Consider the following 26,687-nt stretch of genomic DNA (forward strand, 5'->3'; position numbering starts at 1 on the left):
GGCCGGCATCGAACAGGAGGCATGATTCATGCACGACGACCGACAGCTGGTGCAGGGACGTCTGGAGCGCGCTCTGCGGCAGTTCATCCGCCCCGCGCAGTACGGGGAGCGGGTGCCGCTCAGCCTCTCCGTCTGGCATGCACCGGGCGAACCGGTGCCGGTAGGTGAGGCGCTCACGGCGGAGTACGTCCCGTTCGAGACCGGGACGAAGTGGGGCAGTCCGTGGTCCACCAGCTGGTTCCGGATGGAGGGTTCCGTGCCGCGGGAGTGGGCGGGCCGCCATGTGGAGGTGGTCGTCGATCCGGGGTTCAGCGGGGACGGCCCGGGGTTCCAGGCCGAGGGGATGCTGTACGACGCGGACGGCGTACCCCTCAAGGGCGTTCATCCGCGCAACCGGCACCTCACCGTGGCCGCCTCCGCGACGGGCGGTGAGGACGTGCGGCTGCTGTTCGAGGCCGCCGCGAATCCGGCGGTACTGCGCGACTTCGAGCCGAACGATCTGGGGGACGTCCTGACTGCCGGGGATCGTCCGATCTACCGATTCGCGTCTGCCGATCTCGCCGTACTGCGGCCGGAGGTCTGGCAGTTGGTCCTGGACGTGGAGGTGCTCTCCGAGCTGATGCGGGAGCTTCCGTCGGACCGGCCGCGGTATCACGAGATCCTGCGCGCCCTGGAGGACATGCTCGACGCGCTCGATCTGCACGATGTCGCGGGCACGGCAGCCGCCGCACGGGCCGCGCTCGCCGGTGAGCTGGCGAAGCCGGCCGCCGCCAGCGCCCACCGGGTCTCGGCGACCGGTCACGCGCACATCGACTCGGCATGGCTCTGGCCCCTGCGCGAGACGGTCCGCAAGGCCTCGCGCACCTTCGCCAACGTCACCGCGCTCGCCCGTGACTATCCCGAGCTTGTCTTCTCCTGTTCGCAGGCGCAGCAGTACGCGTGGGTCAAGGAGCATCAGCCGCACATCTGGGAGCGGATCAAGAAGGCGGTGGCGGACGGCAATTGGGCCCCGGTGGGCTCGATGTGGGTGGAGTCCGACGCGAACATGCCGGGCGGCGAGGCGCTCGCACGGCAGATCGTGCACGGCAAGCGGTTCTTCCAGGAGGAGCTGGGGGTGGAGACCGAGGAGATCTGGCTGCCGGACTCCTTCGGCTACACCGCCGCCTTCCCGCAACTGGCCAAGCTCGCCGGGGTGCGCTGGTTCCTGACGCAGAAGCTGTCCTGGAACCAGAGCAACAAGATGCCGCACCACACCTTCTGGTGGGAGGGCATCGACGGCACCCGGGTGTTCACGCACTTCCCGCCCGTGGACACGTACAACTCTCAGTTCCTGGGCAGCGAACTGGCGCACGCCGAACGGAACTTCGCCGACAAGGGCCGCGCCTCACGCTCACTCGTGCCCTTCGGCTGGGGTGACGGCGGCGGCGGTCCCACGCGCGAGATGCTGGAGCGGGCCCGGCGGCTGCGCTCCCTGGAGGGCTCGCCCCGCGTGGAGATCGAGAAGCCGTCCGCGTTCTTCCAGGCGGCCAAAGAGGAGTACGCACAGGCCGCGCCGGTCTGGTCGGGCGAGCTCTATCTGGAGTTCCACCGGGGCACGTACACCAGCCAGGCCAAGACGAAGCAGGGCAACCGGCGCAGCGAACACCGGCTGCGCGAGACCGAGTTGTGGTGCACGGCGGCCGCGCTGCGCTCGGCGTCCTACGCGTATCCGTACGACGCACTCGACCGGCTCTGGAAGACGGTCCTGCTCCACCAGTTCCACGACATCCTGCCGGGCTCCTCGATCGCCTGGGTGCACCGCGAGGCACGGGACACCTACACGAGCGTCCTCGCCGAGCTCGACGGCCTGACCGCCGAGGCCGTACGGGCGCTGGGCGCGGGTGAGGGTCCCGCGGTGTTCAACTCCTCGCCGTACGCCCGCACCGAGGTGGTGGAGGCGGCGGACGGTCCGGTGCGGGTGCACGTCGAAGGACTCGCCTCCACCACGCTGCCCGCCGCCGCGAGCGGCGAGGTGACCGCCGAGGAGGCGGAGGCGGGGATCACGCTCGCCAACGAGCACCTGTCCGTGGTGATCGACCGCGACGGCCTGCTGACGTCCGTACGGGACCTGGCGGCCGGCGGCCGTGAGGTGCTCGCGCCCGGGGCGCGCGGGAACCTGCTGCAGCTGCACCCCGACCACCCCAACGAGTACGACGCGTGGGACATCGACAAGCACTACCGCCGCAAGCACACCGACCTCACGGCAGCCGAGTCCGTGGAGCTGGTGGAGGCGAACCCGCTGCGGGCAACGGTCCGTGTCGTGCGGGCCTTCGGCTCGTCCCGTATCACCCAGGAGCTGCGGCTCGCGACCGGCGGCCGGCGGCTCGATGTCGTCACCGACGTGGACTGGCGGGAGTCGGAGAAGGTGCTCAAGGCCGCGTTCCCGCTGGATGTGCAGGCCGAACGGTCGGCCGCGGAGATCCAGTTCGGCCATGTGCACCGGCCCACGCACGCCAACACCGGCTGGGACGCGGCCCGTTTCGAGATCTGCGCGCACCGGTGGCTGCGGGTGGCGGAGGAGGGGTACGGCGTCGCGCTGGTCAACGACTCGACGTACGGCCATGACGTGACCCGCACCCCGCACGCAGAGGGTCTCGGCACGACCGTGCGCCTGACGCTCCTGCGGGCGCCGCACTCCCCCGACCCGGAGACGGACCTCGGCACGCACCGCTTCACCTACGCCCTGCTCCCGGGCGCGTCGACCGGTGACGCGGTCGCCGAGGGGCTCGCGCTCAACCTGCCGCTGCGGATCACGGACGCACCCGCGGTGGCGCCTCTGATCACGGTGGACGATCCGGCGGTGACGGTCGAGGCGGTGAAGCTCGCCGAGGACCGCAGCGGCGATGTGGTCGTCCGGCTCTACGAGTCGCGCGGCGGCCGGGCGACGGCCCGGCTCACGGCGTCGTTCCCGGTGGCGCGGGCGGAGGTGACCGACCTCCTGGAGCGGCCGCTGGGCGCGGCGGACACGGACGCGGAGGGGCTCACGGTGACACTGCGGCCCTTCCAGATCATGACACTGAGGCTGCGGCCCGCCTGACCGGCCGGCCCGTACGAGCTGCTGCCCGGTCCCGCGTGGTGCGGGGCCGGGCAGGTGGTTCGGAGGCAGACACTCAGAGGCGGGGCACGTTGCGGAGGTTGGAGCGGGCCATCTGGAGCATGCGGCCCACCCCGCCGTCCAGGACGATCTTGCTGGCGGAGAGCGCGAAGCCCGTCACCATCTCGGCGCTGATCTTCGGCGGGATGGACAGGGCGTTGGGGTCGGTGACCACGTCGACCAGTGCCGGGCCCTTGTGCTTGAAGGCGTCCTTGAGCGCGCCCGCGAGCTGCTTCGGCTTCTCCACCCGCACCCCGTAGGCGCCGCACGCGCGGGCGACCGCCGCGAAGTCGGGGTTGTGGTTGCCGGTGCCGAAGGAGGGCAGGCCCGCGACGAGCATCTCCAGCTCGACCATGCCGAGCGAGGAGTTGTTGAAGACGATGACCTTCACCGGCAGGTCGTACTGGACCAGGGTGAGGAAGTCACCCATCAGCATCGAGAAGCCGCCGTCGCCGGACATCGAGATGACCTGGCGGCCCCGGTCGGTGAACTGGGCGCCGATCGCGTGCGGCAGCGCGTTGGCCATCGAGCCGTGCGAGAACGAACCGATGATGCGGCGGCGGCCGTTGGGGCTGATGTAGCGGGCGGCCCACACGTTGCACATACCGGTGTCGACGGTGAACACGGCGTCGTCGGCGGCCAGTTCGTCGAGCACCGAGGCCACGTACTCGGGGTGGATCGGGACGTGCTTCTCGACCTTGCGGGTGTACGCCTTGACCACGCCCTCCAGCGCGTCGGCGTGCTTCTTGAGCATCTTGTCGAGGAACTTGCGGTCCGTCTTGGCCCGCACCTTCGGGGTCAGACAGCGCAGCGTCTCGCGCACATCGCCCCACACAGCGAGGTCGAGCCGGGAGCGGCGGCCGAGGTGCTCGGGCCGGATGTCGACCTGCACGATCTTCACGTCGTCCGGCAGGAACGCGTTGTACGGGAAGTCGGTGCCGAGCAGGATCAGCAGATCGCACTCGTGGGTGGCCTCGTAGGCGGCGCCGTAGCCGAGCAGTCCGCTCATGCCGACGTCGTACGGGTTGTCGTACTGGATGTACTCCTTGCCGCGCAGCGCGTGCCCGACCGGTGACTTCACCTTCTCCGCGAACTCCATGACCTCGGCGTGCGCGCCCGCCGTGCCGCTGCCGCAGAACAGCGTCACCTTGTCGGCCTCGTCGATCATCGCGACGAGCTTCTCCAGGTCGTCGTCGCCCGGACGGATCGTGGGGCGCGAGGTGACCAGGGCGGTCTCGGCGGCCTTCTCCGGCGCGGGTTCCGACGCCACGTCACCCGGCAGCGAGACGACACTGACGCCCCGCTGCCCCACCGCGTGCTGGATCGCGGTCTGCAGGAGGCGGGGCATCTGCTTCGGGTTGGAGATCAGCTCGCTGTAATGGCTGCACTCGCGGAACAGCTGGTCGGGGTGGGTCTCCTGGAAGTAGCCGAGCCCGATCTCGGCCGAGGGGATGTGCGAGGCGAGCGCGAGGACCGGGGCCATGGAGCGGTGCGCGTCGTAGAGACCGTTGATGAGGTGCAGATTGCCCGGGCCGCAGGAGCCCGCGCACGCCGCGAGCTTGCCCGTGACCTGCGCCTCGGCGGCGGCCGCGAACGCGGCGGTCTCCTCGTGGCGCACCTGGATCCACTCGATCGCGCTGTTGCGCCGGATGGCGTCGACGACCGGGTTGAGGCTGTCGCCGACGACTCCGTACAGCCGGCGGACGCCTGCCTTGGTGAGGATGTCGACGAACTGCTCGGCGACGTTCTGCTTGGCCATGGGGTCTGCACTCCTCGTACATCGTTTGCGGCGATCCGTACGGTTGTGGCGGTTGCAGCCCATGATCCGTGCAGTGGCGCGTTATGTCTCCCAGACCGCGGCGGCCGTGCGGTCGTCGGCGTACCCCTTCACGCGCAGCTGGATGTCGGCGAGATACCCGGCGAGGCCCGGTGGGCCGCTCTCGGACCAGCGCTCCCTGAGCAGCCCGGCGAGTGCGGGCTCGCCCCGCAGTGGCTCGGCGAGACCGCCGCTGCACAGGAGCAGGGTGTCGCCCGGGCGGGCGACGGAGGCCCGGAAGCGGAAGGGCTCGCGGGGCGGGCCCGGGGGTTCGTCGTACGGGCTCGGGGGCGTGGTGATCTGCAAGTCCATGGTGAGCCGGTCGCCGTCCGGGGTCTCGGAGGGCACGGAGCCGAAGCTGAGCAGCGGCTCGCCCGCGGCGTCGGCGATCTTCGGCTCGATGTCCTGCCACTCGCCGTCCCGGAGGCGGAACAGACCGCCGCCGCCGACACCGAAGAACACGCGCGTACGGCAGTCCGGGTCGGCGGGCAGCAGCAGGCAGCGCAGGGAGGTGACCGTGTACTCGTCGGGTTCGAGGCCCCGTTCGGCGGCGCCGGCGCGGAGCTTGCCGAGGCTGCGGTCGGTGAGGCGGTGCAGGCCCGATTTGAGGTCGCCGCGGCGGGCCGCGCGGATGTCCTCGGCGAGCCGGCCATGGCTACGGCCGACCGCTCGGCCGATCCAGTGACAGACCTCGGCGGCGGCGAGGTGCGCGCCGGGTGTGGCGCGGGCGCCGGTCGCCATGGCGACCAGGAGCAGGGCGCTGTCGCCGCTGCCGAACCGCGCGGTGAGCAGCGAGTCGCGGCGGACCTCGCCGCGGTAGCGCGCGGAGTCGCCGCGGACGGAGGTGGCCCGCAAGGTGTACGTGCCGTAGCGGGCACCGTCGAGCACGGTGTCGGCGACGAGGTCCGTCAGCTCGTCGGGGTCCGCGGGCGGCAGGGTGGCGGGCTCGGCGTCGTACGTGGGCGGCCCGTCGCCCACATAGGTGGGCTGCGCGACCACGCGGGGCGCGAGCTCCCCGAGATCCGCGGCCCCGGCGTGCTTCGGCCCGCTCGCGGAGGGCTGGTCGCTGGGGAGTTCGGCGGCGGGGGGTGTGCTGAGATCACGCTCGTGCGGGGCGGGGGTGCCCTTCGACGTACGCACGGGCTCGGCGCGTGCCGGCTCCGGGGCGTCGGCGCGCTCGGACGCCGGAACGAGGGCTTCGTCCGCGGTACCGGCCGGCTCGGGGACCCGGGTGCGGGGCGGCGGGGTCCAGGTGCGGGGGCGGGGCGGAAGGGCGGGCGGCGGCGGGTCGCCGGGGAGTGCGGGGGCGGGAGCGGCCGGGGGTTCATCTGGAGGCAGGGGCACAGCGGCCGAGTCTGGCGCATCCGGTGCTCGGGGCGCATCGACTGTCCGCGGCGGGTCCGGCGGAAGCGGCGTGCCGGACGGCCGCGGCGGGTCCGCCGTCGGTGGTGTGTCCGGCAGCGGGGGCAGCGCGGCGTCCACGTACGGCCGGGGCTCGCGGGTGGGTGCGGGCTCGCGGTCGGCGTGGGACGGCGGCTCGCCCGGGGTCGACGGGGCGGTGCGTGGCGGGAGTTCGCCAGGGGCCATCGGGGCGGTGCGTGACGGGAGTTCGCCCGGGGCCGGCGGATCCGTACGCGAGGGGCGCTCACCCGCCGCGAACGAGTCCGTACGCGAAGGGAGTTCACCCGGGGCCGGCGGATCCGTACGCGAGGGGCGCTCACCCGCCGCGAACGAGTCCGTACGCGAAGGGAGTTCACCCGGCGCCGACGAGTCCGTACGCGAAGGGAGTTCGTCCGGCCGCCGCGGCTCCGTGCCCGGCGCGGCGTACGGCGAGCGGTCGCCGAGTGGGGGCCAGGACGAGCGGGGCGCGGAGGCGCCGGACGGCGGGGCGTCCTCGGGCGCGGCGGACCCGGTGGCGGACCCCGTGTCCGGCGCGGCGGGTGCGCGCGGGTCGTCGCGCGGCGGCGGGTCGGACTGCGCGCCGCCGCGGAGTTGCGTCGTGCGCTCTCCCGGCGCCGGCGGCGGCTCCTCGATCACCGTGTCCGCCGCCGACTCGAAGCGGTCGTCCAAGGAGTCCGAGGACCGGCCGGTGTCATCGGCGAAGTCGCCGTACAGCTCGTCCCACCAGTCGTCCCCGTGCCCCGTCGCATCCTGGCGCCTGTCCCCCTGCTGGCTCATGCCCCTATTGTCCACCGCACGCGCCGTACGAAAACGGGGCATCCCGAAAATTCTCGCCCCGGGCGCGCCGCCTTCGAAGACAGGCGCTCAGGCCAGGCGGACCGGCAGCCGCTGCACGCTGTTGCCCACGAACGAGGCGTGGCGCGGGAGTTCGGGCTCGGGAACCGCGAGGTCCAGCGCGGGGTAGCGGGTGAAGAGCTGTTCGAGTGCGGTGGTGGCCTCCATCCGGGCGAGCGGCGCGCCGAGACAGAAGTGCGCTCCGTGACCGAGGGAGAGGTGCCGGGTGGAGCGGTCGCGGGTGACGTCGAAGCGGTCGGCGTCGTCGCCGTACGTCTTGGGGTCGCGGCCCGCGGCGGAGTAACCGGCGAGGACGGGCGTGCCCTTGGGGATGACGGTGCCGTCGACCGTGAGGTCGCTGGTCGGGTAGCGGAACGGGAAGAAGCTGACCGGGCTGTCCCAGCGCAGGGTCTCCTCGACCACGTCCGCCCAGCTCGCCTTCCCCGCTGTGACGAGCTGCAGCTGGTCGCGGTGCGTGCACAGGGCCCGTACCGCGTTGGTGATCAGGTTCAGGGTGGTCTCGTGCCCGGCGATGATCATCAGCATGAGCGTGCCGATGAGTTCGGGCGGGCTGAGCCGGCCGCCGTCGTCGTCGCGCGCGGCGATCAGCGCCGAGGTCAGGTCGTCGCCCGGGTTCGCGGTGCGCGCGGCAGCCACCTGGCCGAGGACCTCGATCATCTCGCGGTTCGCGGCGAGCGCCTTGGCCGGCGGGATGTCGGTGGCGACGATCTGGTTGGACAGATGGTGCAGCTTGTCGTGGTGTTCGCCGTCCACGCCGAGGAGTTCGCAGATCACGCTCATCGGCAGCGGCAGCGCGAAGTGGGTGCGCAGGTCGGCGACGCCGTCGCCCTCGGCGGCCGCGCGGCCGAGGCCGTCGAGGAGTCCGGCGGTCAGCTCCTCGATCCGCGGGCGCAGCGACTCGACGCGGCGCGGGGTGAACGCGCGGCTCATCAGGGACCGCAGCCGCTTGTGGTCGGCGCCGTCGGCGGTCGTCATGCCCTGCACGGTGGCGAAGGTCCGCAGCGGCCAGCCGTCGGGTATCTCGCCGGCCTGCAGCGCGGCGAAGTGGCTCGCGTTCTTGGCGACTTCGGGGTGCGAGAGGAAGTCCTTGAGCGCCTCGTGGCCGAGCACGGCCATGCCGCTGACGTCACCGGGCAGGACGACGGAGGCGACGGCGCCCTCGGCGAGCAGCCGGGCGTTGGCCGCGTGCGGACAGCCGCCCGCGGCGTCCATACGGTGCGGCGCGGGGGCGTTTGCCGGTGAGGTGTCCAACGGAGTCTCCAGACGGTCGGGAAGAAGACGGTGGCCGAGCTGTGGGGCTTCTTGGGGCGCGGCTGCGGAGCTGTGGGGCTTCCTGGGGCGCGGCTGCGGAGCTGTGGTCCTCAGGGCCGCGAGATCGCGCCGAAGTGCACCGGGAGCGCGGCCAGGCCGCGGCTCCACGGGGACTTGATCCACTCCAACTCCGCTTCCGGCACGGAGAGTTCCATGTCGGGGAGCCGGTGGCGGATCGTGTCGACGGCGGTACGGGTGATGAGCCGCGCCGGGTCCTGCGCCGGGCAGGTGTGCGGTCCCGCGCTGAACGCCAGGTGCGAGCGGTTGCCGACGACGGGCCGTCCCGCGGCGGGCAGGATCCGCGGGTCGGCGTTGGCGGCGGCCAGGCCCAGGATGAGCATGTCGCCGGTGCGGACCGGCTGGCCGCCGAAGGTCATGTCGCGGGTGGCGTAGCGGGCGGGGAAGTTCTGCGTGGGCGGGAACTTCCACAGGACCAGGTCGAGCGCGTCGTCCACGGTCATGTGGCCGCCGCTGAGCGAGGAGCGGAAGGCCGGGTCGCAGAGCAGGATGCGCAGCGAGGTCGCGATCCAGTTGACGGTGGTCTGGTTGCCCGCGACGAACATGACGACGAGGTTGTGCAGGACCTCCTCGTCGGTGAGCCGCGCGGGGTGATGCAGCAGCGCCGAGGTGATGTCGGGGCCGGGCCGGCGCCGCTTCTCGTCGATGAGCTGGAGCAGGATCGCTCCCATGCGCTTGCTCGCGTCGGCGGAGGCGGCGGTGGCCGAGACGGTCTGGGCGATGGCCTCGACCAGGGCGCGTCCGGTGTCCTTGTCGAGGCCGAGCAGTCCGGTGATCACCTGCAGCGGGAGCAGCCGGGCGTAGTCGGCGACGAGGTCGGCCTCGCCGCGCGCGGTGAACGCGGAGATCAGGTGCTCGGCGGTGTCGCGTACCTGGCGGCGCAGTTCGTGGCCGTTGATGCCGGAGAGCGCGTCGGAGACGGCGGTACGCATCCGGCGGTGCTGCTGTCCGTCGGTGAACAGGAGCGCGGGCCGCCAGCCGACCATCGGCAGGAGCGGTGAGTCCGCGGGGACCCGGCCCTCGCGCAGCAGCGTCCAGCGGCGCGGGTCGTGCGAGAAGTCCTGCTCGTCGCGGGTGAGCTGGAGCAGTTCGCGATGGCCGAGGACGAGCCAGGCGTCGATGCCGGGGGCGATGGACACGGGGGCGACGGGGCCATGGGCGGCGCGCAGCTGCTCGTACAGGGCGGGCAGCATGTCGCCGTCGAGTCCGGGCCCGTACAGCGGGGTGGCGCCCTGGGCCGCGGTGGCACCGGTGACCGGGCACGCGGGGGCGCCCGCGGGCTCGGCGGGGTGCGGTGTCGTACTCGGCCCGGTGGAGTTCAGCGGCGTACTCAAGACGTCTCCGTTGTGGTGTGGACCAGGTGGCGTACGAGGGCGATGAGCGCCTTCACGGACGAGGTGGCGTCGCGGGCGTCGCAGGCCACGAGCGGGGTGTCGGGCAGCAGGTCGAGGGCCGAACGCAGCTCGTCCGCCGAGTGGTCGGGGCTCCCGGGGAAGACGTTCGCGGCGATGGCGAAGGGCAGCCCGAGGTCCTCGAGGTGGCCGACGGCGTCGAAGGACGCGGCCAGGTCGCGGGTGTCGACCAGGGCGAGCGCACCGAGGGCGCCGCGGGCGAGGTCGCGCCAGGCGGGCAGGAAGCGCGGCTGGCCGGGGGTGCCGAAGAGGTAGAGGACCAGGTCCTCGTCGATGGTGATCCGGCCGAAGTCGAGGGCGACGGTGGTGGTCGTCTTGGAGCGCTCGGCGGGGCTGTCGACACGCGCGCCGGCCTGTGTCATCACGGCCTCGGTCGCCAGCGGCCTGATCTCGGAGACGGTTCCGATGAGTGTGGTCTTGCCGACCCCGAGCGGCCCGACGACAAGGATCTTCGCGGCGCCCGCGACCGTCGACGGGACGTACTTCCCGGGCGTCCGGGGTGCGTGCGGCGCGGCCGGAGGCGCGGGCCAGGGGGCGGTTCGGGCCACCGCTCCCGCTGTGGGGGCCGATGTGACGCCGGCCGGAGCGGGCCGCGGGTCAGAGGCGTGCTTCGAGTCCACGGAGGACCTTTCTGAGCATGGTCACATCGGCACGTTCGGCGGGTGCGATGGGCGGCCGGGTCACGATGAGACCCCACTGGTGGAGATCCGAGAGCAGCACCTGGACCACCGCGGGCGGCTGCCCGAGGTGCGCGGCGACCTCGGCGACGGACAGCAGGCCCTGGCAGTGGTGCAGGATCGCCTGGTGCTCGGGCTGCATCGCCGCGGGGAACGGCGCGTCCGTCGCCATCACCAGGGATTCCCAGGCCAGCGGTTCGCCCTCGGACTCGGCCCGGCCGCCCGTGATCACATACGGGCGGATCGGTGAAGTCCGTTCCACCGGACCGTCGTTCATGACGATTCGGCGCCCTGCTCCCGCGGCCGGCTGCTCAGCTGTTCGCCGATCTTGGCGACGAGCAGCTGCATCTGCTGGGCGACCAGGGCCACGTCAGCGTCGTTCGCGGTCGCGACCCCGAGTTGCGCGCCCACCCCGGCATGGGTGAACAGGACGAAGCCGAGGTCGGACTCGACCATGATCTGCCGTACGCGGGCGCCGTCGCCGAAGAGCAGCACGGCCGTGGAGCGGCCTGTCATGGTCAGCGCGGCGCTCGCGGCGGCCAGCGCCTCCGCCTCGCCGACGCTCAGCGCGGCGACCGGTCCGTTGAGGTCCTCGGCCGAGGCGTGCCCGAGCCGCAGCCCGTCCTCGGAGACCACCACCGCGTGCCGTACGCCCGGGATCGCGGTCAGGGGGCGCAGCATCCAGCCCAGGTCGGGAAGTCGGGCGATGGTGCCGGTCACGGCTGGCCTCCGTCGGGCGTGTGCGTCGTTGCGGTTGGTGCGATGGGTGCGGGTGCGTGGGGTGTACGGGGTGTGGGTGCGGGATCCGTGGGCTGCAGCGGGCCTGCGGCCGGCCCCTCCCCCGCCAGGTCGTTCTCGTCGACGGCCGTGCGGCCGCGGCGCGACCCGGAGAGCACGCTGGCGATCGACGCCTGCGCGGCTTCCGGCGTCCAGGCCGGGGCGGGCGGCTCGGGTGCGACGGCGGGCGTGGGTGCGGGTGTCGGTACGGGAGCGGGCTGTGCGGCCACGGGAGGCGCGACCGGGGTACGCCGGCTCCGGCGCCGCGGTAGTCCGGCGGCGGCTTCCGTACCCTCGGCGTCCGAGGGCGCGGGCAGACCGTCTCCGGTGCGCTGATGCGGCACGGACACCTGCGCCACACCCGTCCGGCCGCCGCCCTGGACCTGCGCCAGCGGCTCCGTGAGCAGCCGGAACGGGATGAACGCCACGGCCCGCGTCCCCCCGTACGCGGAGGCGCCGGAGAGCTGGACGTCGAAGCCGAGTTCGCGCATCCAGCGGCCCACGCAGGCGAGCCCGAGGCGCGGGACGGCGCCGAGGCGGGCGAGGTCCACGTCGTCGCGGAGCTGTGCGGTCGCGCGGGCCAGGACGTCCGGCGGCATGCCGAGTCCGGCGTCGTCGATCTCGATGACCGCGCCCGCACCGACCTCGCGCACGGAGACGATGACGGTGGACGGCGAGGGCGAGAACACCGTGGCGTTCTCCAGGAGTTCGGCCAGGGCGTGCATCAGGCCCTCGACCGCGGGCGGCACCGCGTACAGCGTCTGTCCGCCGTGCACCTCGACGCGCGGGAACTCGACGATCCGCGACATGGCGCCGCGCACGCAGTCGTAGAGCGAGACCGGCTGGGTCTCGCGGCGGGCCGGCCAGACCCCGCACATGACGAGCAGGGTCTGGGCCTTGCGGGTCATCTGCGCGGCCGCGTGGTCGGCCTTCATGACGTTCGCCATGAGCGCGGGGTTGTTGTCGATGGCGCGCTCGACCTGGTCGAGCACCTGCTGCTGCACGGTGGCCATCGCGTGCATGGTGCGGGCCACGGACTCGAACGCGGCCTGCACGGAGTCGCGCAGGACGCGTTCGCGTCGTACGCCTTCGTCGGAGCCGAGCGCCGCGACGAGCGCGCCGACGGCCGCGGCGAAGTCCTCGCCGGTCTCTGCGGGCGCCCGCAGAGCGCCCGGGACGCCGTCGAGACCGCGGCCTGCGCTCACCCGCTCCCGTATCGCCGGAAGACGTGCCGCGACCAGATGCGCGAGCTCGGCGTCCCGCGCGTCGAGGGTGCGGCGGAGCTGAATGCGGGCGGAGCGCTCGGCGGCGCGGCTGCGCAGGACGAGCAGGACCGCTGCGAGCAGCAGGACGGCGACCGTCGCGAGCACTCCCGACAGCACTGCGGCGTTCACCGTGCCCCACTCCGCCCGGCGACCTCGAAGACAACTGCCACGTGGAGTGAACCTTTCCCTGACACCGAACGCCCATACGACGGGGAAGCCTGACCATAGATCAACAAACGGCATCGCGTGGCGGGTTGATGGAGGTCCGGCCGAAACTCGTCGGCCGATACGGCACAAGATCGCCGCAATACGTTCAAAGTTTCAGCCGTCGCGGCCGGTTATGAGCGTCAGGTGTCGGAAAGTGACCATCCGTCAGTGCGCGGCCCCGGCATCCGGACCGGCGAGCAGCCAGTGTCCCCGCGTCGACCAGCCGAGGAAGCGCCGCGCGCCGGGCCCCGCCGTCCCGTCGGCGCCGAAGGATCCGCCCGCCGCGGTGTGCCGCAGCCCCGCGACGGCGGGCGCGAGGCGGCGGGCCACCTCGGGCGGGTGCGCGGCCGTCTCCTCGTCGAGCCACGCCAGGACGCGCTCGCGCGCCGCCTTGTCGCACAGCGACAGGAAGAAGACGAGCTGCCGCCACGCGTACGCCGCGTCCTTCACCTTGCGCAACGCCCGCGGATTGCCCGGCACTTGGCGCACGATCCGGCAGGTCCGCGCGAAGGTGCGCCGCGCCAGGTCCTCCCAGGCGGACTCCAGGCCCGCGCTGTGCACCAGGACGGCGAGGTTGTGCGTGGTGAGGATCTGCGCCTGCTCGATCACCTTGCCGTTGGCCGCGACGGACCAGCCGCCGCCCTCCCCGCCCGCACGCCGCGCACACAGCTGAGCGAAGGCGGCGGTGCTCTCCCCGCCCGCCTTCCCCTCCCCCGGCGCGAGCTCACCGACGGCCGCGTAGTCGATCCCGTAGTACCGCTCGTACAGCGAGCCGCCGAGCAGCCGTGCCGCGACCCCGGCCGCGGCGACGTACTTGCGGCTGAACGTGCCCTCGAAGATGTCCGCGGCCAGCTCCTCGACCAGCGGTGCGTCGAGCGCGGACTCGCGGGCCAGGAAGGAGAGTTCACGGATGAGCGGGTTGGGCAGGAGCGTCGCGGGAAAGCCGGTGACGGCCAGTGCGGCGACCCGGTCCAGGGTCTGCCGGGCCGGCGCCTGTCCCGCGGACGCGCTGCGGTGCGGCAGCAAGGCGCGGACCCACGGCAGTTCGTCGATCCGCACCTGGTGCTGCAGATTGAGCAGGAGCAGCGAGCGGCGCGTGCGGAACGCCCGGTAGTTCGCGTCGGCGAGACTCCGCAGCGCACCCTCCGGGTACGCCTGCGCGGACGCGGCGGCGACGAGCTGCGGCACGAGCTCGGCGAGCACCTCGGCGGAAGGCACGACACCGCGCTCCACCAGGACCTCTACGGGCGCGCTGAGCACGGGCCCGACCACCTTGCGTACGGCGGGCGGCAGTTCGGCTCCCGCGGGCAGCCCGGTGTCGCGCTCCTCGCCGGCGTCGACGGGCGCGAGCAGCGGTGCCAGGTCGGTCACTCCCGCTTCCTGCGGCAGCCGGGCGAGACGACGGATCACCAGCTGGGCCAGCGCGTGATGGGACGGCCGCGCGGCCTGCTGCGCCTGGGCGGCGCGCAGCTCTCCGTGCCGCGTCGAGCCGGGCAGCCCGCGCTTGCGCACGGCGGAGGCGACGGCGTGCCGCAGCAGTCCGAGGCGGCGCGGGGTGAGGGTCCGGGCGGCCACGGTCTCGTCGAGCGCGCCGCGCATGATGCCCAGGTTGCTCTTGGGGCCACGGCGCTTGGCGCAGCGGTGATGCGTGGCGGCGAGCTCCTCGTACCGCGAGAGGAGCGCCGCCGCGCGCCGGTACCAGTCCTCGTCCGGGACGCGGGCCAGGACGTCCCCGGTCTCCGCGTGCTCCGCCGTCTCCAGCCAGAGCGCGAGCAGCTCGTCCGCGAACGGCTGCCATACGGTGAGTGCCTCGCGCTGGGACTCGATCGCCTCGTTGGGCCCGCGCAGCGCCAGCGCCGCGCCGGCGTCGCCGGCCGTGCGGCGGTGCACGGCGTCCGCGTCGGGGCGCGGGTGCGCGGCCGGGCGCGGCAGGAAGCGCAGCCGGCCCGCGAACGGACCGAGCTCGCCGACCAGTTCGGCGGCCTCCTCGACCTGCCCGCGCCGCACCAGCCAGGCCACGGTGAGCAGCGCGGCCTCCTCGGGCACGGCGACGTGGTAGCGGCCGCTCTCCAACAGGCCGTCCAGCCAGGCCAGTCCGTCCTCGCCCAGGCCGTACGCGAAGAGCGCGGCCCGGTCCGCCTCCACACCGAACGTACGGGCCAGCTTGCGCTCGTACGGCTCCAACGGGCCGCCCGCGCTCGCGGCCCCGGTCGCGAAGCCGCCCCGTACGACCTCGGGTGTCACCCAGGCGGGCAGCTCGGCGACGGGGGTGCGCGAGCCGATCCGCAGACTGCCGTCGGCCATGCCCGCGAGCACCGCACGCCACCGCTTGCCGCGCTCGCCGGCGCGGGTGCGGGTGGCGGGGTCGTCGTGGGTCAGCGCGGTCCTGTAGGCCTGCGCCAGCTGGTGGGCGGCGTAGGACGCGGAGACGGAGGTGTGGGCGGAAGGTCCGGCGTCGGTGGTGCGCTGCTGGTCAGCGTTGTCGTTCATAAGCCGACACGGCAGGTTCCGCCCCTGCGCCCTCCGGGTCCCGAGCCCGGTGCTCTGCTGCTGAGCTACGTGTCGTCGTGGGAACCACGAGGCTAGGTGCCGCCCGTCGGTGAGCCAACCGAAATTTCCTCTCGGCGTGTGTCGATGGGGGCGCGGCTCGTTCGACGTAAGAGTGAGAGGACGAAAGCGAAACGCTGACACCTGACAACGCTGAGAGGCGAGGACCATGCCCAAAGTACGCGTACACAACGTGACCATCTCCCTCGACGGATTCGTCGCGGGACCGAACCAGCGCCTCGACGCCCCCTTCGGTGACGGTGTCGGCTGGGGCGACGAGCTGCATGCCTGGTTCGTCGCGGCCTCGCAGGACGCCGCAGCGGGGAAGACCGGCATCGACGTCGACTTCTACGTGCAGGGCGACCGCAACATCGGCGCCACGATCATGGGCCGCAACATGTTCGGACCACAGCGCGGCCCCTGGCAGGACGAGTCCTGGCAGGGCTGGTGGGGCGACAACCCGCCGTACCACCACGACGTGTTCGTGCACACGCACCATCCGCGCCCCGACCTGGAAATGGCGGGCGGCACGACCTTCCGCTTCACCGACGAGCCGCCCGAGACGGTGCTGCGGCGCGCGTTCGACGCGGCGGGCGGCAAGGACGTACGGGTCGGCGGGGGTGCGGCGGTCATCCAGGAATATCTGCGCGCCGGGCTGATCGACGAGCTGCATCTCGTCATCGCACCAATGCTGATCGGGCGCGGGGCGCGGCTCTTCGACCAGCTGGACGACGGGATCGACGGCTACCGGGTGGCGGAACTGGTCGGTTCGCCGAACGTCACGCACGCCATCCTCGTCCGCCGCTGATCCGCCGCGGTCGCCGGCTCCCGTACGCCTCAGCCCTGCGGCCGCCACTGCAGCAGATTGCTGCACAGTTCGGCCTGTTCCACGGCGTCGTCCAGGGCGTGGTGGGTGTGGCGGCGGCGCGAGAGGAGCTCCTGCGGCATCGTGCGCTTCGCGACGGCGCGCAGCGGGAGGTTCGCCTTGGCCGCGTACAGGGACTTGAGGTCCAGACAGCCGGAGTGGCCGAAAGGGCTCTCGCCCGTGAAGCGGAGCAGGTACCAGTAGAGGAAGGTCCAGTCGTACGAGGCCGGGTAGCCGCACATGACCGGCTGGGCACCCGTGCTCACCTCGCGCACCCAGGTACTGAACTCCCGCAGCGCCGCGCCGGGTTCGGCGCCCTCGCGCACCAGACGGTCGCGGTCGAGGCCGCTGACGGCCAGGGCCTCCGGGACGAACTCCTCGCTGATGGGACGCAGTTCGCGGTAGAAGGTGTGCGCTTCGGGGTCGTACGGGACGTAGGTGCCGTCCGGGTCGTGGCGGCCCGCGACCGCCGCGCCGAAGCTGATCATGGAGTAGGGGCCCGGGATGGGGCCGTCGGCCTCGATGTCGACGGAGATGTAGAGCCCGGGTCTCGTCTTTCGTGTCATGCGCGGAGGATGGCAGCCGGAGGGCCGCTCGGGCATCCGGGTTTCGGGCAACGGTCCGCGCGACGTGATTCCGGCCTGACAGGTAGCGTGCGGAGCACCGAGGCCAAGACGACTTCCTTCTCACACCCTTAGTCAACTTGACCCGGCCCTAAAGGACCGGGCTTGGAAGTAGCGCCCAACTGGCTGCTGGGTTGGCTCCTCCGTCCAGACACCCCGTTATGGGTGGCAGGGACGCGTGACTCACGCCCCGCATTCCACACGGCTACGCCACGGGCGGCGAGGTTGTGGGAAGCATTCCGGTCGGCATGGGCAACGACCCCGCACGCCCGGCAGATGAAAAGCCCCTGATCGACGCGGTTGCGCCGGTCGACATGGCTGCACTCGGCACACGTCTGCGACGTGTACGCGGGATCAACGAAGACCAGGGGCACACCTGCCCGCCTGGCCTTGTAGACGATGAAACCTCCAAGCTGGGCAAAGGCCCAGGAGTGGAGCGCGACCCGTTGGGGCTTGCGGAGCCGTACCCTCTGCCGGATTCCGTTGAGGTCTTCCAGGGAGATCCCGGACGAGGTGCGTTCAGCCTCGGTCACGATCGTCTTTGCGATGACGTGGTTGGTGTTCTTGACGTGCCGCTGCTCACGGCGGGAGCGCTCCTTCAACCGGCGCTTGGCGGACTTGGTGCCCCTCTTCTGGAGCTTGGCCCGCAGGGCAAGCTGTCGCCTGCGGTAGCGGTTCAGGCCGCGTCCAGCGGCCTGGTATCCGGTGGAGGTGGTGGCGATGTTGGCGATGCCGAGGTCCACGCCGAGGAAGCCGTTCGGCTCGTACTGCTCGGTCTCGGGCACGTCGCAGGTGGCGATCAGGTAGTACGCGCCGTCACGTTCGATCAGGTCCGCTTCGCCCTTGCGGTACTCGCGGAGCGTCTTGAGAGCATCGGCGGAACAGACGAAGCGCACGTTCTTCAGACGCCCGGCCATGGTCCAGAGGGACACGGTCTGCTGGTCGTACTGCCAGCTCAGACACCGGTCATCATACGGCTGCGCGGCGTCCGGCCGAAACCTGACTGGCTTGGACTCCGCCTTGATCCGACGCTTCGACTTCGGCTTGCCAAGGTTTCCGGCGCGGATGTTGGCGTGCAACGTCGTATACGCGTCGCACACCTTCTTGATCACGTGTTGCGCTGCCTGCGCCCCGAGACCCCGCGCCTTCAATCCGGCATAAGTGTGCTTGCGCAGCTCGTACTCACGCTGCACACCAAGGGCGAACGCCACCTCGGACACCCAGCACGCCAGGTCATTGACCGTGCGTAAGGTCGCCGACAGCGCGGCGGCCTGCTCGGCCTCCGGTATCAGCTTGACCTGCGCCACGATCTTCACGATCACCGACCGTAGACACCCACACCACCCTCCACCACACGTTCCCCACCCACCACCCCATCGAGTGACACTGCAAAGGTCCGCCGGACGACCCCACCCCCCACGGGAAGGACGCCCGGCGGACCGGTCCTACAGCTGACGGATCAGCGCACGTCGTACGCGCGGATCACCGTCTGCTCCACGGTGTTGCCATTGGTGTCGGTCACCGTGGTCTTGAGCGTGACCTGCTTGCCGGAGGCGCCGGCGTGGTCGACGGTCGCGGTCCGGGTGTCACCGGAGCCGGAGACCTTCGCCTCGGTCCAGGTCTCGCCGCCGTCGTAGGAGTACGACAGGGACGCCGACTTGATGGCGCCGGGCGTGTAGCCCGCGTGACCCGTGACCTTCAGGCCGATCTTCTGGCCGTCCTCGGGGGCGAGGGTCTTCATGCCGTCCTCGGGCAGGGCCAGACGCGGGTAGATCAGCGGAAGGCCGACCGAGTACTGGGACTCGTCCAGCTTCGAGCGGAAGGTCCAGCTCGTCTGGATCTCCTGCGAGCGCTGCCACACCGCGGCCGGCGAGCCGAACTTCGCAACGCGCTGGGTGAGTTCGTAGGTGGACTCCTCGGCCGGCACCTCGAAGGCGCCGAACGGCCAGCCGTTGCTGCCGATCTCCTCACCGTTGCGCTTCAGGGTGACGTTGCCGATGTCACCGAACGAGCCCGGGACGCCGTGGTGCGTGCCGTCGCCGTACATGCCCGGGTCGAAGCCGACGAGGTTGCCCTGGCGCTCGGCGGTGAGGACGGGCTTGCCGGTGGCCGGGTCGATCGCGGCCCTCGGTGCGATGACGCCGTCGTACCAGCGCTCGGTGGTCTTCCGGCCCGACTTGTAGGTGTGCTCGGCGCCGACCATGAACTCGCCCCACGGGAAGCTGCTGGAGATCATCCGCTGCCAGCGGGCGTCGTCCTGCGCCGTGTAGTACTCGGTGCGCTCACCGGGTGCCGCGACGGTCTCGATGCCGCCGAAGGAGATCTCCTGGCCGCTGGGCTGCACGGAGCGGAGGATGTCGACGAAGTCCGTGCCCACGCCCATCGCGTGCAGCTTGGAGTCGACGGCGGCGAGCTTGCTGTCGCGGACCTTGTAGGTGCGGTCGCGGTACAGGGCGCCGTCCTCGGTGAACGACAGGTTGTAGAGGTACGGGCTCTGCGCCGTGGCCTTCCAGGACAGTTCGACCTCGCCCTTGCCGAGCGCGTCGAGCAGGGACTTGGCCTCCTCGGTCTGCAGACCGAGCACCGGCAGCATGCCGCCGACGAAGCCGGCGGACGGGTACCAGCGGCCGGGTGCGTCGCGGTGGACGATCACGGCGACGGCGCCGGCGGCCTTGGCATCCCGGGCGATCACGGCCGCCGAGGTGCTGCCCGCGGGCAGCTTCACCAGCGCGATCCTGCCCTTCACCCCGGCCGCTTCGAGCTCGGCCTTGGAGCCGGCGCCCGCGTCGACGAGCTGCGCGGAACCGGTGCCGTCGAGGTTGTTCATCGAGGTCATCGAGCCGGTGACCGGGTGCAGGACCTGGCCGCCGGTGACCTTCAGCTCGGAGATCTGCGGGGCGGCAGCCCGCCAGTGGCTGCCGAACTCGAAGTCGCCCTCGGACGCGCGGCCTTCGACGGAGGCGTAGTAGCCGCGGATCTCACGGCCGGCGCTCGCGGTGCCCGAGTGACCCCAGATGCCGTCCCACGAGCGCAGGAACGACAGGGTGGTGCCGCGCTGCTCGACCGGCTTGTCGGTGTCGACGTCGAGGCGGTGCGCCTTGCGGGCGTCGAGGACGATCGTGGTGTCCTTCTTCAGCTCCACCTGCGGACGGCCCACGTACGTGAGCGAGTCGAGGAGCTCGGGGTTCTCGACCGCGTCGGCCGTGGCCACGTAGCTCGACAGGAAGTAGCTGCCGGGGCGCAGTTCGAACGTCTGGTCCGCGGCGCCCTCGTTGAAGCGGCGCTCTCCGGTGTTGGCGTCCATGTTGATGACGTCGACCGAGGAGCCGTTGTCCGCGGGCTTGCCCTCGCGGTCGATCACCTTGACGCGCAGGGTGACGGTCTCGGGCTGGACGTACAGCGAGAACGGGGTCGAGACGGTGATGCCGCGCGCCTCGGCCACGAGCCGGCCCGCGAGGTCGCCGTACTGGCCGCGGGTCAGGTCGGCGGACGGGTCGATCGTCAGCGGGACCTTGACCGTGGCGCCCGCAGGGACGGTCACCGAGCGCTGCTCGGGCCGGGCCACGGAGGAGCGGATGCGGCTGCCGTCGTTGCCAGTGAGGTCCTCGACGGACAGGCTCAGCTTGACGGGGGCGTCGGTGGTGTTGGTGTACGGGACGTCGACGCTGGTGCGGTCGCTGCTGTCCTGCGGCCAGTTGAAGCTGCCGCCCTGGACGGCGGGCGCGGAGAGCACCTTCTGGTCGATGGCGCCCTTCACGTCGAGCAGTCCGCCGCCGACCTCGCGGACGTCACCGGGGATGTCCTGGTCGGCGGAGGCCACGAGGCCCGCCTTGAGCTGCTGCGGGGTCCAGTCGGGGTGCTTCTGCTTGAGGATGGCGGCGGCGCCCGCGACGTGCGGGGTGGCCATCGACGTACCGCTCATGGACTGGTACGCGTACACCCCGCGTCCGCCGGCGGCGGCCGCCGAGATGCCCACGCCGGGCGCGGCGATCTCGGGCTTGAGGGTGTGGGTGCCGGTGACGGGGCCGCGGCTGGAGAACTGCGCGGTCTTGTCGTCGCGGTCGACGGCGCCGACGGTGAGGACGCTCGGGGCGCAGCCCGGCGAGGAGACCGTGTTGGCGCTCGGGCCGAGGTTGCCCGCGGCGACGACGAACAACGTGCCGGATTCCGCGGCGAGTTGCTCGGTGGCCTGGCTCATCGGGTCGGAGCAGTCGCTGGGGGTGCCGGTGCCGAGGCTCATCGAGACGACGTCGGCCTTGCTGTCGACGGCCCACTGCATACCGGCGATGATCCAGGACTCGGCGCCCTGGCCGTAGTCGTTGAGGACCTTGCCGCTGAGCAGTTCGGTGCCGGGCGCGACACCCTTCTTCTTGCCGTCGCTCGCGGCGCCGGAGCCGCCGACGGTGGAGATGGTGTGGGTGCCATGGCCGTCGCGGTCCTCGGTGGTGTCCGAGTCCGTGAAGTTCTTGGCGTCGGCGATCCGGCCCTTGAGGTCGGGGTGCTCGGAGTCCGAACCGGTGTCGAGGACCGCGACCTTGGTGCCCTTGCCGTCGTAGCCGGCCGCCCAGGCCTCGGGGGCGTGGACCTGCTGGGTCGACTTGTCGAGGGTCGACTCGACCTTCTTGTCGAGCCACAGCTTCTTCAGGTCGCCGGTGGCACGGGACTTGGCGCCGGTGACATCGGACCAGAAGGTGGCTGCCTTCTCCTTGTCCGCCTCCAGGGCGACACCGTCGATCGCGTCGAGGACCAGCTCGCGCTTCGCGCCGCGCGGGGCGGCCGGTGCGGAGCGTGCGACGTCCACGGACTTGTCGTAGACGGCGATCAGCGGCAGCGACTTGGCGTGCCGGTCGTCGTAGCCCTGGCGGATCAGGCCCGTGACGTTGAAGAGCTGCTCGTCGACCTTGCCGGCGGCCAGCGCCTCGGTGACGCCCTCGGGGTAGACGTAGAGGTCCTTGCCCACGGTGCGGGTCTGCAGGAACGGGACCGTGCCGTCCTCGCGCGGCAGCGCGGCGGCCGAGCTGCGGCCGGACGTGCCGGTCGTGACGAGGACCTTGTCACCGTTGACCAGAGTCACGGTGGTCTCCTGCGCACCCTTGCCGGCGGCTTGGGCGGCCTCGCTGCCGACCAGCGGCCGGCCGTCCTGCTCAGGGCCGCTCGGCGCGGCCTGGGACGGCGCGGCGAGGGTCGCGGCCAGGGCTGCGGCGGTGGCCGCAACCAGGGCCTTTCTGGATATGGGACGCATAAGTCTCCCCACTAGAGCCTGCGGTGGCGCCACATTGGCAAAGAAACGGGTGGTGCAGGGATGATGTGCTGAGGCGGGTTTGCGCCGTGGCCGTTTCCCGCCACGGGGCGGTGCGCCCTGGGGTGGGTTTGTACGTACATGAGGGGTGCGGACGATGCTGGGGGCCATAGGACTTGATGAGGTGCAGGAGTCCGCTTACCGCGCGCTGGTGACGCTCGGAGCGGCCGATGTGCCCCACCTCGCGGACCGTCTGGGACTCAAGGAGAGCGACACCGACCGGGCGCTGCGCCGGCTCGAACACCACGGTCTGGCCGCCCAGTCGACCGCGCGGCCGGGCCGCTGGGTCGCCGCTCCCCCGGGCGTCGCCCTGGGCGCGCTGCTCATCCAGCAGCGCCATGAGCTGGAGCAGGCGGAGCTGGCGGCGGCGCTGCTCGCGGAGGAGTACCGGGCGCAGGTCGACGAGCCGTCCGTGCATGATCTCGTCGAGGTGGTCACCGGCGCGGGCGCGGTCGCGCAGCGTTTCCTGCAGTTGCAGCTCGGTGCCACGCAGGAGGTGTGCGCGCTGGTCACCGGCCGGCCCACGGTGGTCTCGGGGTACGACAACGAGGCCGAGGAACAGGCGACGGCGCGGGGTGTCACGTACCGCGTGATCGTCGAGCGTGCGGTGCTCGATCTGCCGACCGGACTCCTCGAACTCTCCACGGCGCTGCGCCGTGACGAGCAGGTGCGGGTGGTCGACCGGGTCCCGACGAAGCTGGTGATCGCCGACCGTTCGCTCGCCATGGTCCCGCTGACCTCACGCGACGCGGAGCCGGCCGCGCTCGTGGTGCACGCGAGCGGGCTGCTCGAATCGCTCTACGGCCTGTTCACGTCCGTGTGGCGCGAGGCGCTGCCGCTGCGGCTCGGCGAGGACGACTCGGTTCACGCGGAGGAGGGCGACGGCCCCGACGCCACCGACCTGGAGATCCTCTCGCTGCTGCTCGCGGGCCTCACGGACGCGAGCGTGGCCAAGCAGCTCGATCTGGGGCTGCGGACCGTGCAGCGGCGCGTGAAGCGGCTGATGGAGCTGACGGGGGTGACGACACGGCTTCAGCTCGGGTGGCACGCGTACGAACGGGCTTGGGTGGCGCGGTAGTCGGCGCTTCGTGGGGCTTTCGGTGCACGCGTGATTGACAGCTGAACGAAGGTGAACTTAGGTATGCCTTACCTAAGCGCTGCCTTCGTGGCGCTCATGACCGAAAGGTACTCATTCCCATGCGTGCCCTCCTGCCCTCCCGTACCCCTGCCCGACTCGCCGTCGCCGCCCTCGCCGCCGGCGCGCTCACCCTCGGCCTCGCCGGTTCCGCCTCCGCCGCCACCGCGAACCGCACGGTCTCCGAAGGCGGAACGACGTACAACCTGATCCTGAACGCGCCCGATTCGCTCGCCGCGAGCGGCCAGGTCATCACCGTGACCGGCAGCGGCTACAACACCGCCCGCGGCATATACGTCGCCCTGTGCGTGACTCCCGCGGGCGCGCCCGGCACCAACAAGCCGACGCCCTGCCTCGGCGGCCAGGACGAGACGGGCTCCACCGGCGCCTCGCACTGGGTGAGCAACGTCCTCGGCGGCACCGTCCCCAACAGCTCCCGCTTCACCGAGGGCGGCGGCTTCTCCGCGCAGATCTTCGTCAAGGCCGACCTCGGCAGCGGCAACGTCTGCGGCGAGACGGTCGAGTGCTCGATCGTCACCAAGGCCGACCACTTCGCCCCGGAGCAGCGCGAATCGGATGTCGTCCTGCCGGTCACCTTCCAGTAGACCCTGCGGAGTTGACGTTCCATGACATCGATATCACCGAGAACGAGGCGGGAGACGACCCGCCGCAGACGCAGGACCGCCGCCGTGACCGCGGCCGCGCTCACGCTCGGCGCGGCCGTCGCGGGCCTGCTCACCGGCCCGGCCGCCGCCGATGACTCGGCCAAGACCGGCCTGGGCGAGAACGGTCAGAAACTGACCGTCGCCAAGTCGGCCGGCCTCGACCCGGCGGGCGAGACGGTCCACATCACGGGCGAGGGCTACGACGCGTCCAAGGGCATCTACGTCGCCTTCTGCCGGGACAACGGCGCGGGCCGCGTCCCGGCGCCCTGCGTCGGCGGCGCCGCCGTCGAGGGCGGCACGAAATCCTCCGCGTGGATCGTGCCCGCGAACGACCCCAACGTCGGTGAACTCGCCGACGCCTACGGCCCGGACGGCTCCTTCGCCGTCGATCTGGAGCTGAAGGCCAAGGACGGCGGGCTCGACTGCACGAAGGTGACATGTTCCGTGGTCACCCGGGTCGACCACCGCGCGCCCGGCGACCGCTCCCAGGACGTCCGGATCCCCGTGACGTTCGAGGGCCAGGCCCCGGGCGATCCGGGCGAAGGCGTGGATGGGCCCGAGGGGACGGTGAGTTACCGCGCCGACGCGGGCTTCGCGGCCAATACGGCGGGCCGTGTCACCGATCTGCTGGTCCACCCGGAGTCGAAGAAGCTCTACGCGGCCGCCAACGATCTGCTCGACCAGGACGGCATGCAGCAGGGCCTGTACGTCCTCGACCCCGCGACCGGCGCGCTCAGGACGTACGTCCAGAACGGCCCGCGGGCCAACGGCACGCTCGGCCCGATGATCGTCAACCGGATCGCGGACGCCCTGCCCGGTGACGGCGTGGTCTTCACCTGGGGTCTGCGCGGACTCGCGTGGGCGAAGGACGGGGACGAGAACGCCGACGGCCTGTGGCTGACCGGCAGCACCGTCGGCGACGTCGGTCCCGGCGTCACCGCGGGCACCACGCTCGTCAGTCAGAAGTCCGCGCCCCCGGTGCTCGGCGAGATCGAGACCGCCACCGGGACCGTCAAGCGGTCACTGACCCTGGACGGCGGCGCCCTGTTCGCGGTGGACGCCGCGCGCAAGGCCGTGTGGTGGGCCGACCCGGCGAACAAGAAGCTGTACCGCGTCGACACGGGCACGTTCACCGTCTCCAGGACCGTGGAACTCCCCGTCGGCGACGCGTCCGAGCGGCTGCTCGAGGTCGACCCGGCGACGGGTTCGGTCTGGTACGGACACGGCACCGGGCTCCACGTGTTCGGCCAGGACGGCACGCCCAAGGGCACGGTCGACGGCAACGGCGTGGACCTGCCCTCCGATGTGGCCTTCGCCGGCAACCGCGCCTACACGGTCTGGCAGGACCCGGCGAACAGTGGCGACGCGGGCTCCGACGGCAACGGCGAACTGACCGTCAGCGACACCGGCGACCTCGAGAAGGCCGCCGAGACTCTCGCGCTCGACGGGTACGACGGCGGGCTCGGCTCCGCGGTCGTGGAGGTCGCCGACGGCGGCCGCAGCGTCTACACGGGCAACCCGCTGAACGGGACGCTCCACCGCTTCGTACGGCAGACCTCGCCGAAGGTGGTCGAGGCGCCGACCGATCTGTCCGTCACGGCCGGAGACGCCGTGACCCTGTCGGCCGAGGCCGAGGGCGAGCCGGAACCGTCCGTCCAGTGGCAGGTCAGCCCGGACGGCGGGCAGACCTGGAAGGACGTCGAAGGCGCGACGGAGAAGACCTTCGACTTCGCCGCCAAGGCCGGGCAGAACGGCTACCAGTACCGGGCCGAGTTCGAGAACGCGGCCGGCAAGACCCGTACGCGCGCGGCCACCCTGACGGTCGACGCCGAGGCACCGGGCGGCGGTTCGGAGGGATCCGACGGCGGCAGCGGCGGCGGCGAGGAGCCGAACGGCACCGGGAAGGGCACCGGCCCGAAGGGGCAGGAGCTCACCGTGACCCCGGTGCACGACCTGGCCGTCGAGCAGCAGAAGGTGCAGATCTCCGGCACCGGCTACGACGAGTCCATCGGCATCTACGTCGCCCTGTGCGTCGACAACGGAGCGGGCGAGGTGCCCACCCCGTGTGTCGGCGGCGCGGACATGACCGGTGAGGGCGGTGCGTCGGTGTGGATCAGCAATGATCCGCCGGCGGGCTACGAGGACATCGCCAAGCCCTACGGCAAGGACGGTGCGTTCGAGGTCGAGCTGACCGTGGACGCCAAGGACGAGTACACCGACTGCCTGAAGACCAAGTGCGTGATCGCCACGCGCGCCGACCACACGAAATCGGCCGACCGCTCGCAGGACGTGCGCGTCGCGGTCGACTTCGCGGGCGGCGCGGGATCCGGCGGTGCGGACGGCGGTGGCGCCGACGGCGGTGGCGCGGGTTCGGCGGGCGGCTCGTCGGCCGGGTCCGTCGGCGGTACGGGCGGTGCGGGCAGCGGTTCGCTGGCCTCGACGGGCGCGACCGTCGCCTCGCTCGCCGCCGCGGCCGCGCTGCTGGTCGCGGGAGGCTGGTACGCGGTACGGCGGACCCGTCGTACCGGGGCCGGTGCCGAATCCGAGGACGGGGGCGGGCTCGCCACGTAGGGAGCCGGTTCTCCGGCACAGGCGTCGACTCACCGGGTGGCGGCCCGGCGGGTCGACGCTGCGTTTCGGCTCGGCTCGGAGCACCCTTCGAGGGCTCGTAGGAGCACCCC

17 protein-coding genes and 1 tRNA gene are annotated in these 26,687 nt (G+C 72.0%); 5 read left to right on the top strand and 13 right to left on the bottom strand.

Features of this window, described 5'->3' with window-relative positions; genetic code table 11:
• The first annotated feature begins 28 nt into the window (after nucleotides 1-28).
• Entirely contained in the window at nucleotides 29-3,076 is a 3,048-nt protein-coding gene (locus ACIBI4_RS32760) for an alpha-mannosidase (protein ID WP_399207839.1), read from the top strand.
• Between the two features lie 73 nt (nucleotides 3,077-3,149).
• On the opposite strand, the gene ACIBI4_RS32765 is transcribed toward ACIBI4_RS32760, so the two are convergent.
• From ACIBI4_RS32765 to ACIBI4_RS32810, 10 genes are all read right to left on the bottom strand, one after another.
• Nucleotides 3,150-4,892, bottom strand: a complete 1,743-nt coding sequence (locus ACIBI4_RS32765; protein ID WP_399207840.1) for a pyruvate dehydrogenase — start codon at nucleotides 4,890-4,892, stop codon at nucleotides 3,150-3,152.
• Between the two features lie 81 nt (nucleotides 4,893-4,973).
• Complete coding sequence (locus ACIBI4_RS32770; RefSeq protein WP_399207841.1) at nucleotides 4,974-7,127, bottom strand: protein phosphatase 2C domain-containing protein; 2,154 nt, start codon at nucleotides 7,125-7,127, stop codon at nucleotides 4,974-4,976.
• A gap of 87 nt (nucleotides 7,128-7,214) precedes the next feature.
• The gene (locus ACIBI4_RS32775) at nucleotides 7,215-8,417 is read right to left on the bottom strand and encodes a cytochrome P450 (RefSeq protein WP_399207960.1); all 1,203 of its coding nucleotides are present in this window, start codon (nucleotides 8,415-8,417) and stop codon (nucleotides 7,215-7,217) included.
• Nucleotides 8,418-8,566: 149 nt separating this feature from the next.
• Entirely contained in the window at nucleotides 8,567-9,868 is a 1,302-nt protein-coding gene (locus ACIBI4_RS32780; protein WP_399207842.1) for a cytochrome P450, read from the bottom strand.
• Nucleotides 9,865-10,395, bottom strand: coding sequence for a GTP-binding protein (locus ACIBI4_RS32785; protein ID WP_399207961.1), 531 nt, complete (start codon nucleotides 10,393-10,395; stop codon nucleotides 9,865-9,867). Before ACIBI4_RS32785 ends, ACIBI4_RS32780 begins: the two co-directional genes overlap by 4 nt.
• 148 nt (nucleotides 10,396-10,543) lie before the next feature.
• Nucleotides 10,544-10,900: a DUF742 domain-containing protein gene (locus ACIBI4_RS32790; RefSeq protein ID WP_399207843.1), complete on the bottom strand. Its 357-nt coding sequence runs from the start codon at nucleotides 10,898-10,900 to the stop codon at nucleotides 10,544-10,546.
• The gene (locus ACIBI4_RS32795; RefSeq protein ID WP_399207844.1) at nucleotides 10,897-11,343 is read right to left on the bottom strand and encodes a roadblock/LC7 domain-containing protein; all 447 of its coding nucleotides are present in this window, start codon (nucleotides 11,341-11,343) and stop codon (nucleotides 10,897-10,899) included. The genes ACIBI4_RS32790 and ACIBI4_RS32795 overlap by 4 nt, the downstream gene beginning before the upstream one ends.
• Nucleotides 11,340-12,794, bottom strand: a complete 1,455-nt coding sequence (locus ACIBI4_RS32800; RefSeq protein WP_399207845.1) for an ATP-binding protein — start codon at nucleotides 12,792-12,794, stop codon at nucleotides 11,340-11,342. Before ACIBI4_RS32800 ends, ACIBI4_RS32795 begins: the two co-directional genes overlap by 4 nt.
• A 243-nt stretch (nucleotides 12,795-13,037) precedes the next feature.
• Nucleotides 13,038-15,362: a hypothetical protein gene (locus tag ACIBI4_RS32805; RefSeq protein ID WP_399207846.1), complete on the bottom strand. Its 2,325-nt coding sequence runs from the start codon at nucleotides 15,360-15,362 to the stop codon at nucleotides 13,038-13,040.
• Between the two features lie 3 nt (nucleotides 15,363-15,365).
• Nucleotides 15,366-15,437 (bottom strand) — tRNA-Pro (locus ACIBI4_RS32810).
• A gap of 151 nt (nucleotides 15,438-15,588) precedes the next feature.
• Between ACIBI4_RS32810 and ACIBI4_RS32815 the strand changes: the two genes are divergently transcribed.
• The gene (locus ACIBI4_RS32815; RefSeq protein ID WP_399207847.1) at nucleotides 15,589-16,227 is read left to right on the top strand and encodes a dihydrofolate reductase family protein; all 639 of its coding nucleotides are present in this window, start codon (nucleotides 15,589-15,591) and stop codon (nucleotides 16,225-16,227) included.
• Between the two features lie 29 nt (nucleotides 16,228-16,256).
• Here ACIBI4_RS32815 and ACIBI4_RS32820 read toward each other — a convergent pair whose 3' ends face one another.
• The 3 genes from ACIBI4_RS32820 to ACIBI4_RS32830 form a co-directional block, all read right to left on the bottom strand.
• A complete protein-coding gene (locus ACIBI4_RS32820) occupies nucleotides 16,257-16,850 on the bottom strand; it encodes a 3'-5' exoribonuclease domain-containing protein (protein ID WP_399207848.1) in 594 nt (197 codons plus the stop codon).
• A gap of 128 nt (nucleotides 16,851-16,978) precedes the next feature.
• Nucleotides 16,979-18,223: an RNA-guided endonuclease InsQ/TnpB family protein gene (locus tag ACIBI4_RS32825; protein ID WP_399207849.1), complete on the bottom strand. Its 1,245-nt coding sequence runs from the start codon at nucleotides 18,221-18,223 to the stop codon at nucleotides 16,979-16,981.
• A 143-nt stretch (nucleotides 18,224-18,366) separates the two neighbouring features.
• Nucleotides 18,367-22,149, bottom strand: coding sequence for a S8 family peptidase (locus ACIBI4_RS32830; RefSeq protein ID WP_399207851.1), 3,783 nt, complete (start codon nucleotides 22,147-22,149; stop codon nucleotides 18,367-18,369).
• Nucleotides 22,150-22,303: 154 nt separating this feature from the next.
• Here ACIBI4_RS32830 and ACIBI4_RS32835 point away from each other — a divergent pair, with 154 nt between their 5' ends.
• The 3 genes from ACIBI4_RS32835 to ACIBI4_RS32845 all read left to right on the top strand — a co-directional run bounded on the left by ACIBI4_RS32835 (nucleotide 22,304) and on the right by ACIBI4_RS32845 (nucleotide 26,577).
• Entirely contained in the window at nucleotides 22,304-23,284 is a 981-nt protein-coding gene (locus ACIBI4_RS32835; protein ID WP_399207853.1) for a helix-turn-helix domain-containing protein, read from the top strand.
• A 119-nt stretch (nucleotides 23,285-23,403) separates the two neighbouring features.
• Nucleotides 23,404-23,946, top strand: a complete 543-nt coding sequence (locus ACIBI4_RS32840; protein WP_399207854.1) for a hypothetical protein — start codon at nucleotides 23,404-23,406, stop codon at nucleotides 23,944-23,946.
• Between the two features lie 84 nt (nucleotides 23,947-24,030).
• Complete coding sequence (locus tag ACIBI4_RS32845; protein WP_399207855.1) at nucleotides 24,031-26,577, top strand: immunoglobulin I-set domain protein; 2,547 nt, start codon at nucleotides 24,031-24,033, stop codon at nucleotides 26,575-26,577.
• Nucleotides 26,578-26,687: the final 110 nt, after the last annotated feature.

Source organism: Streptomyces sp. NPDC050418 (assembly GCF_044458745.1).
Lineage (GTDB): Bacteria > Actinomycetota > Actinomycetes > Streptomycetales > Streptomycetaceae > Streptomyces.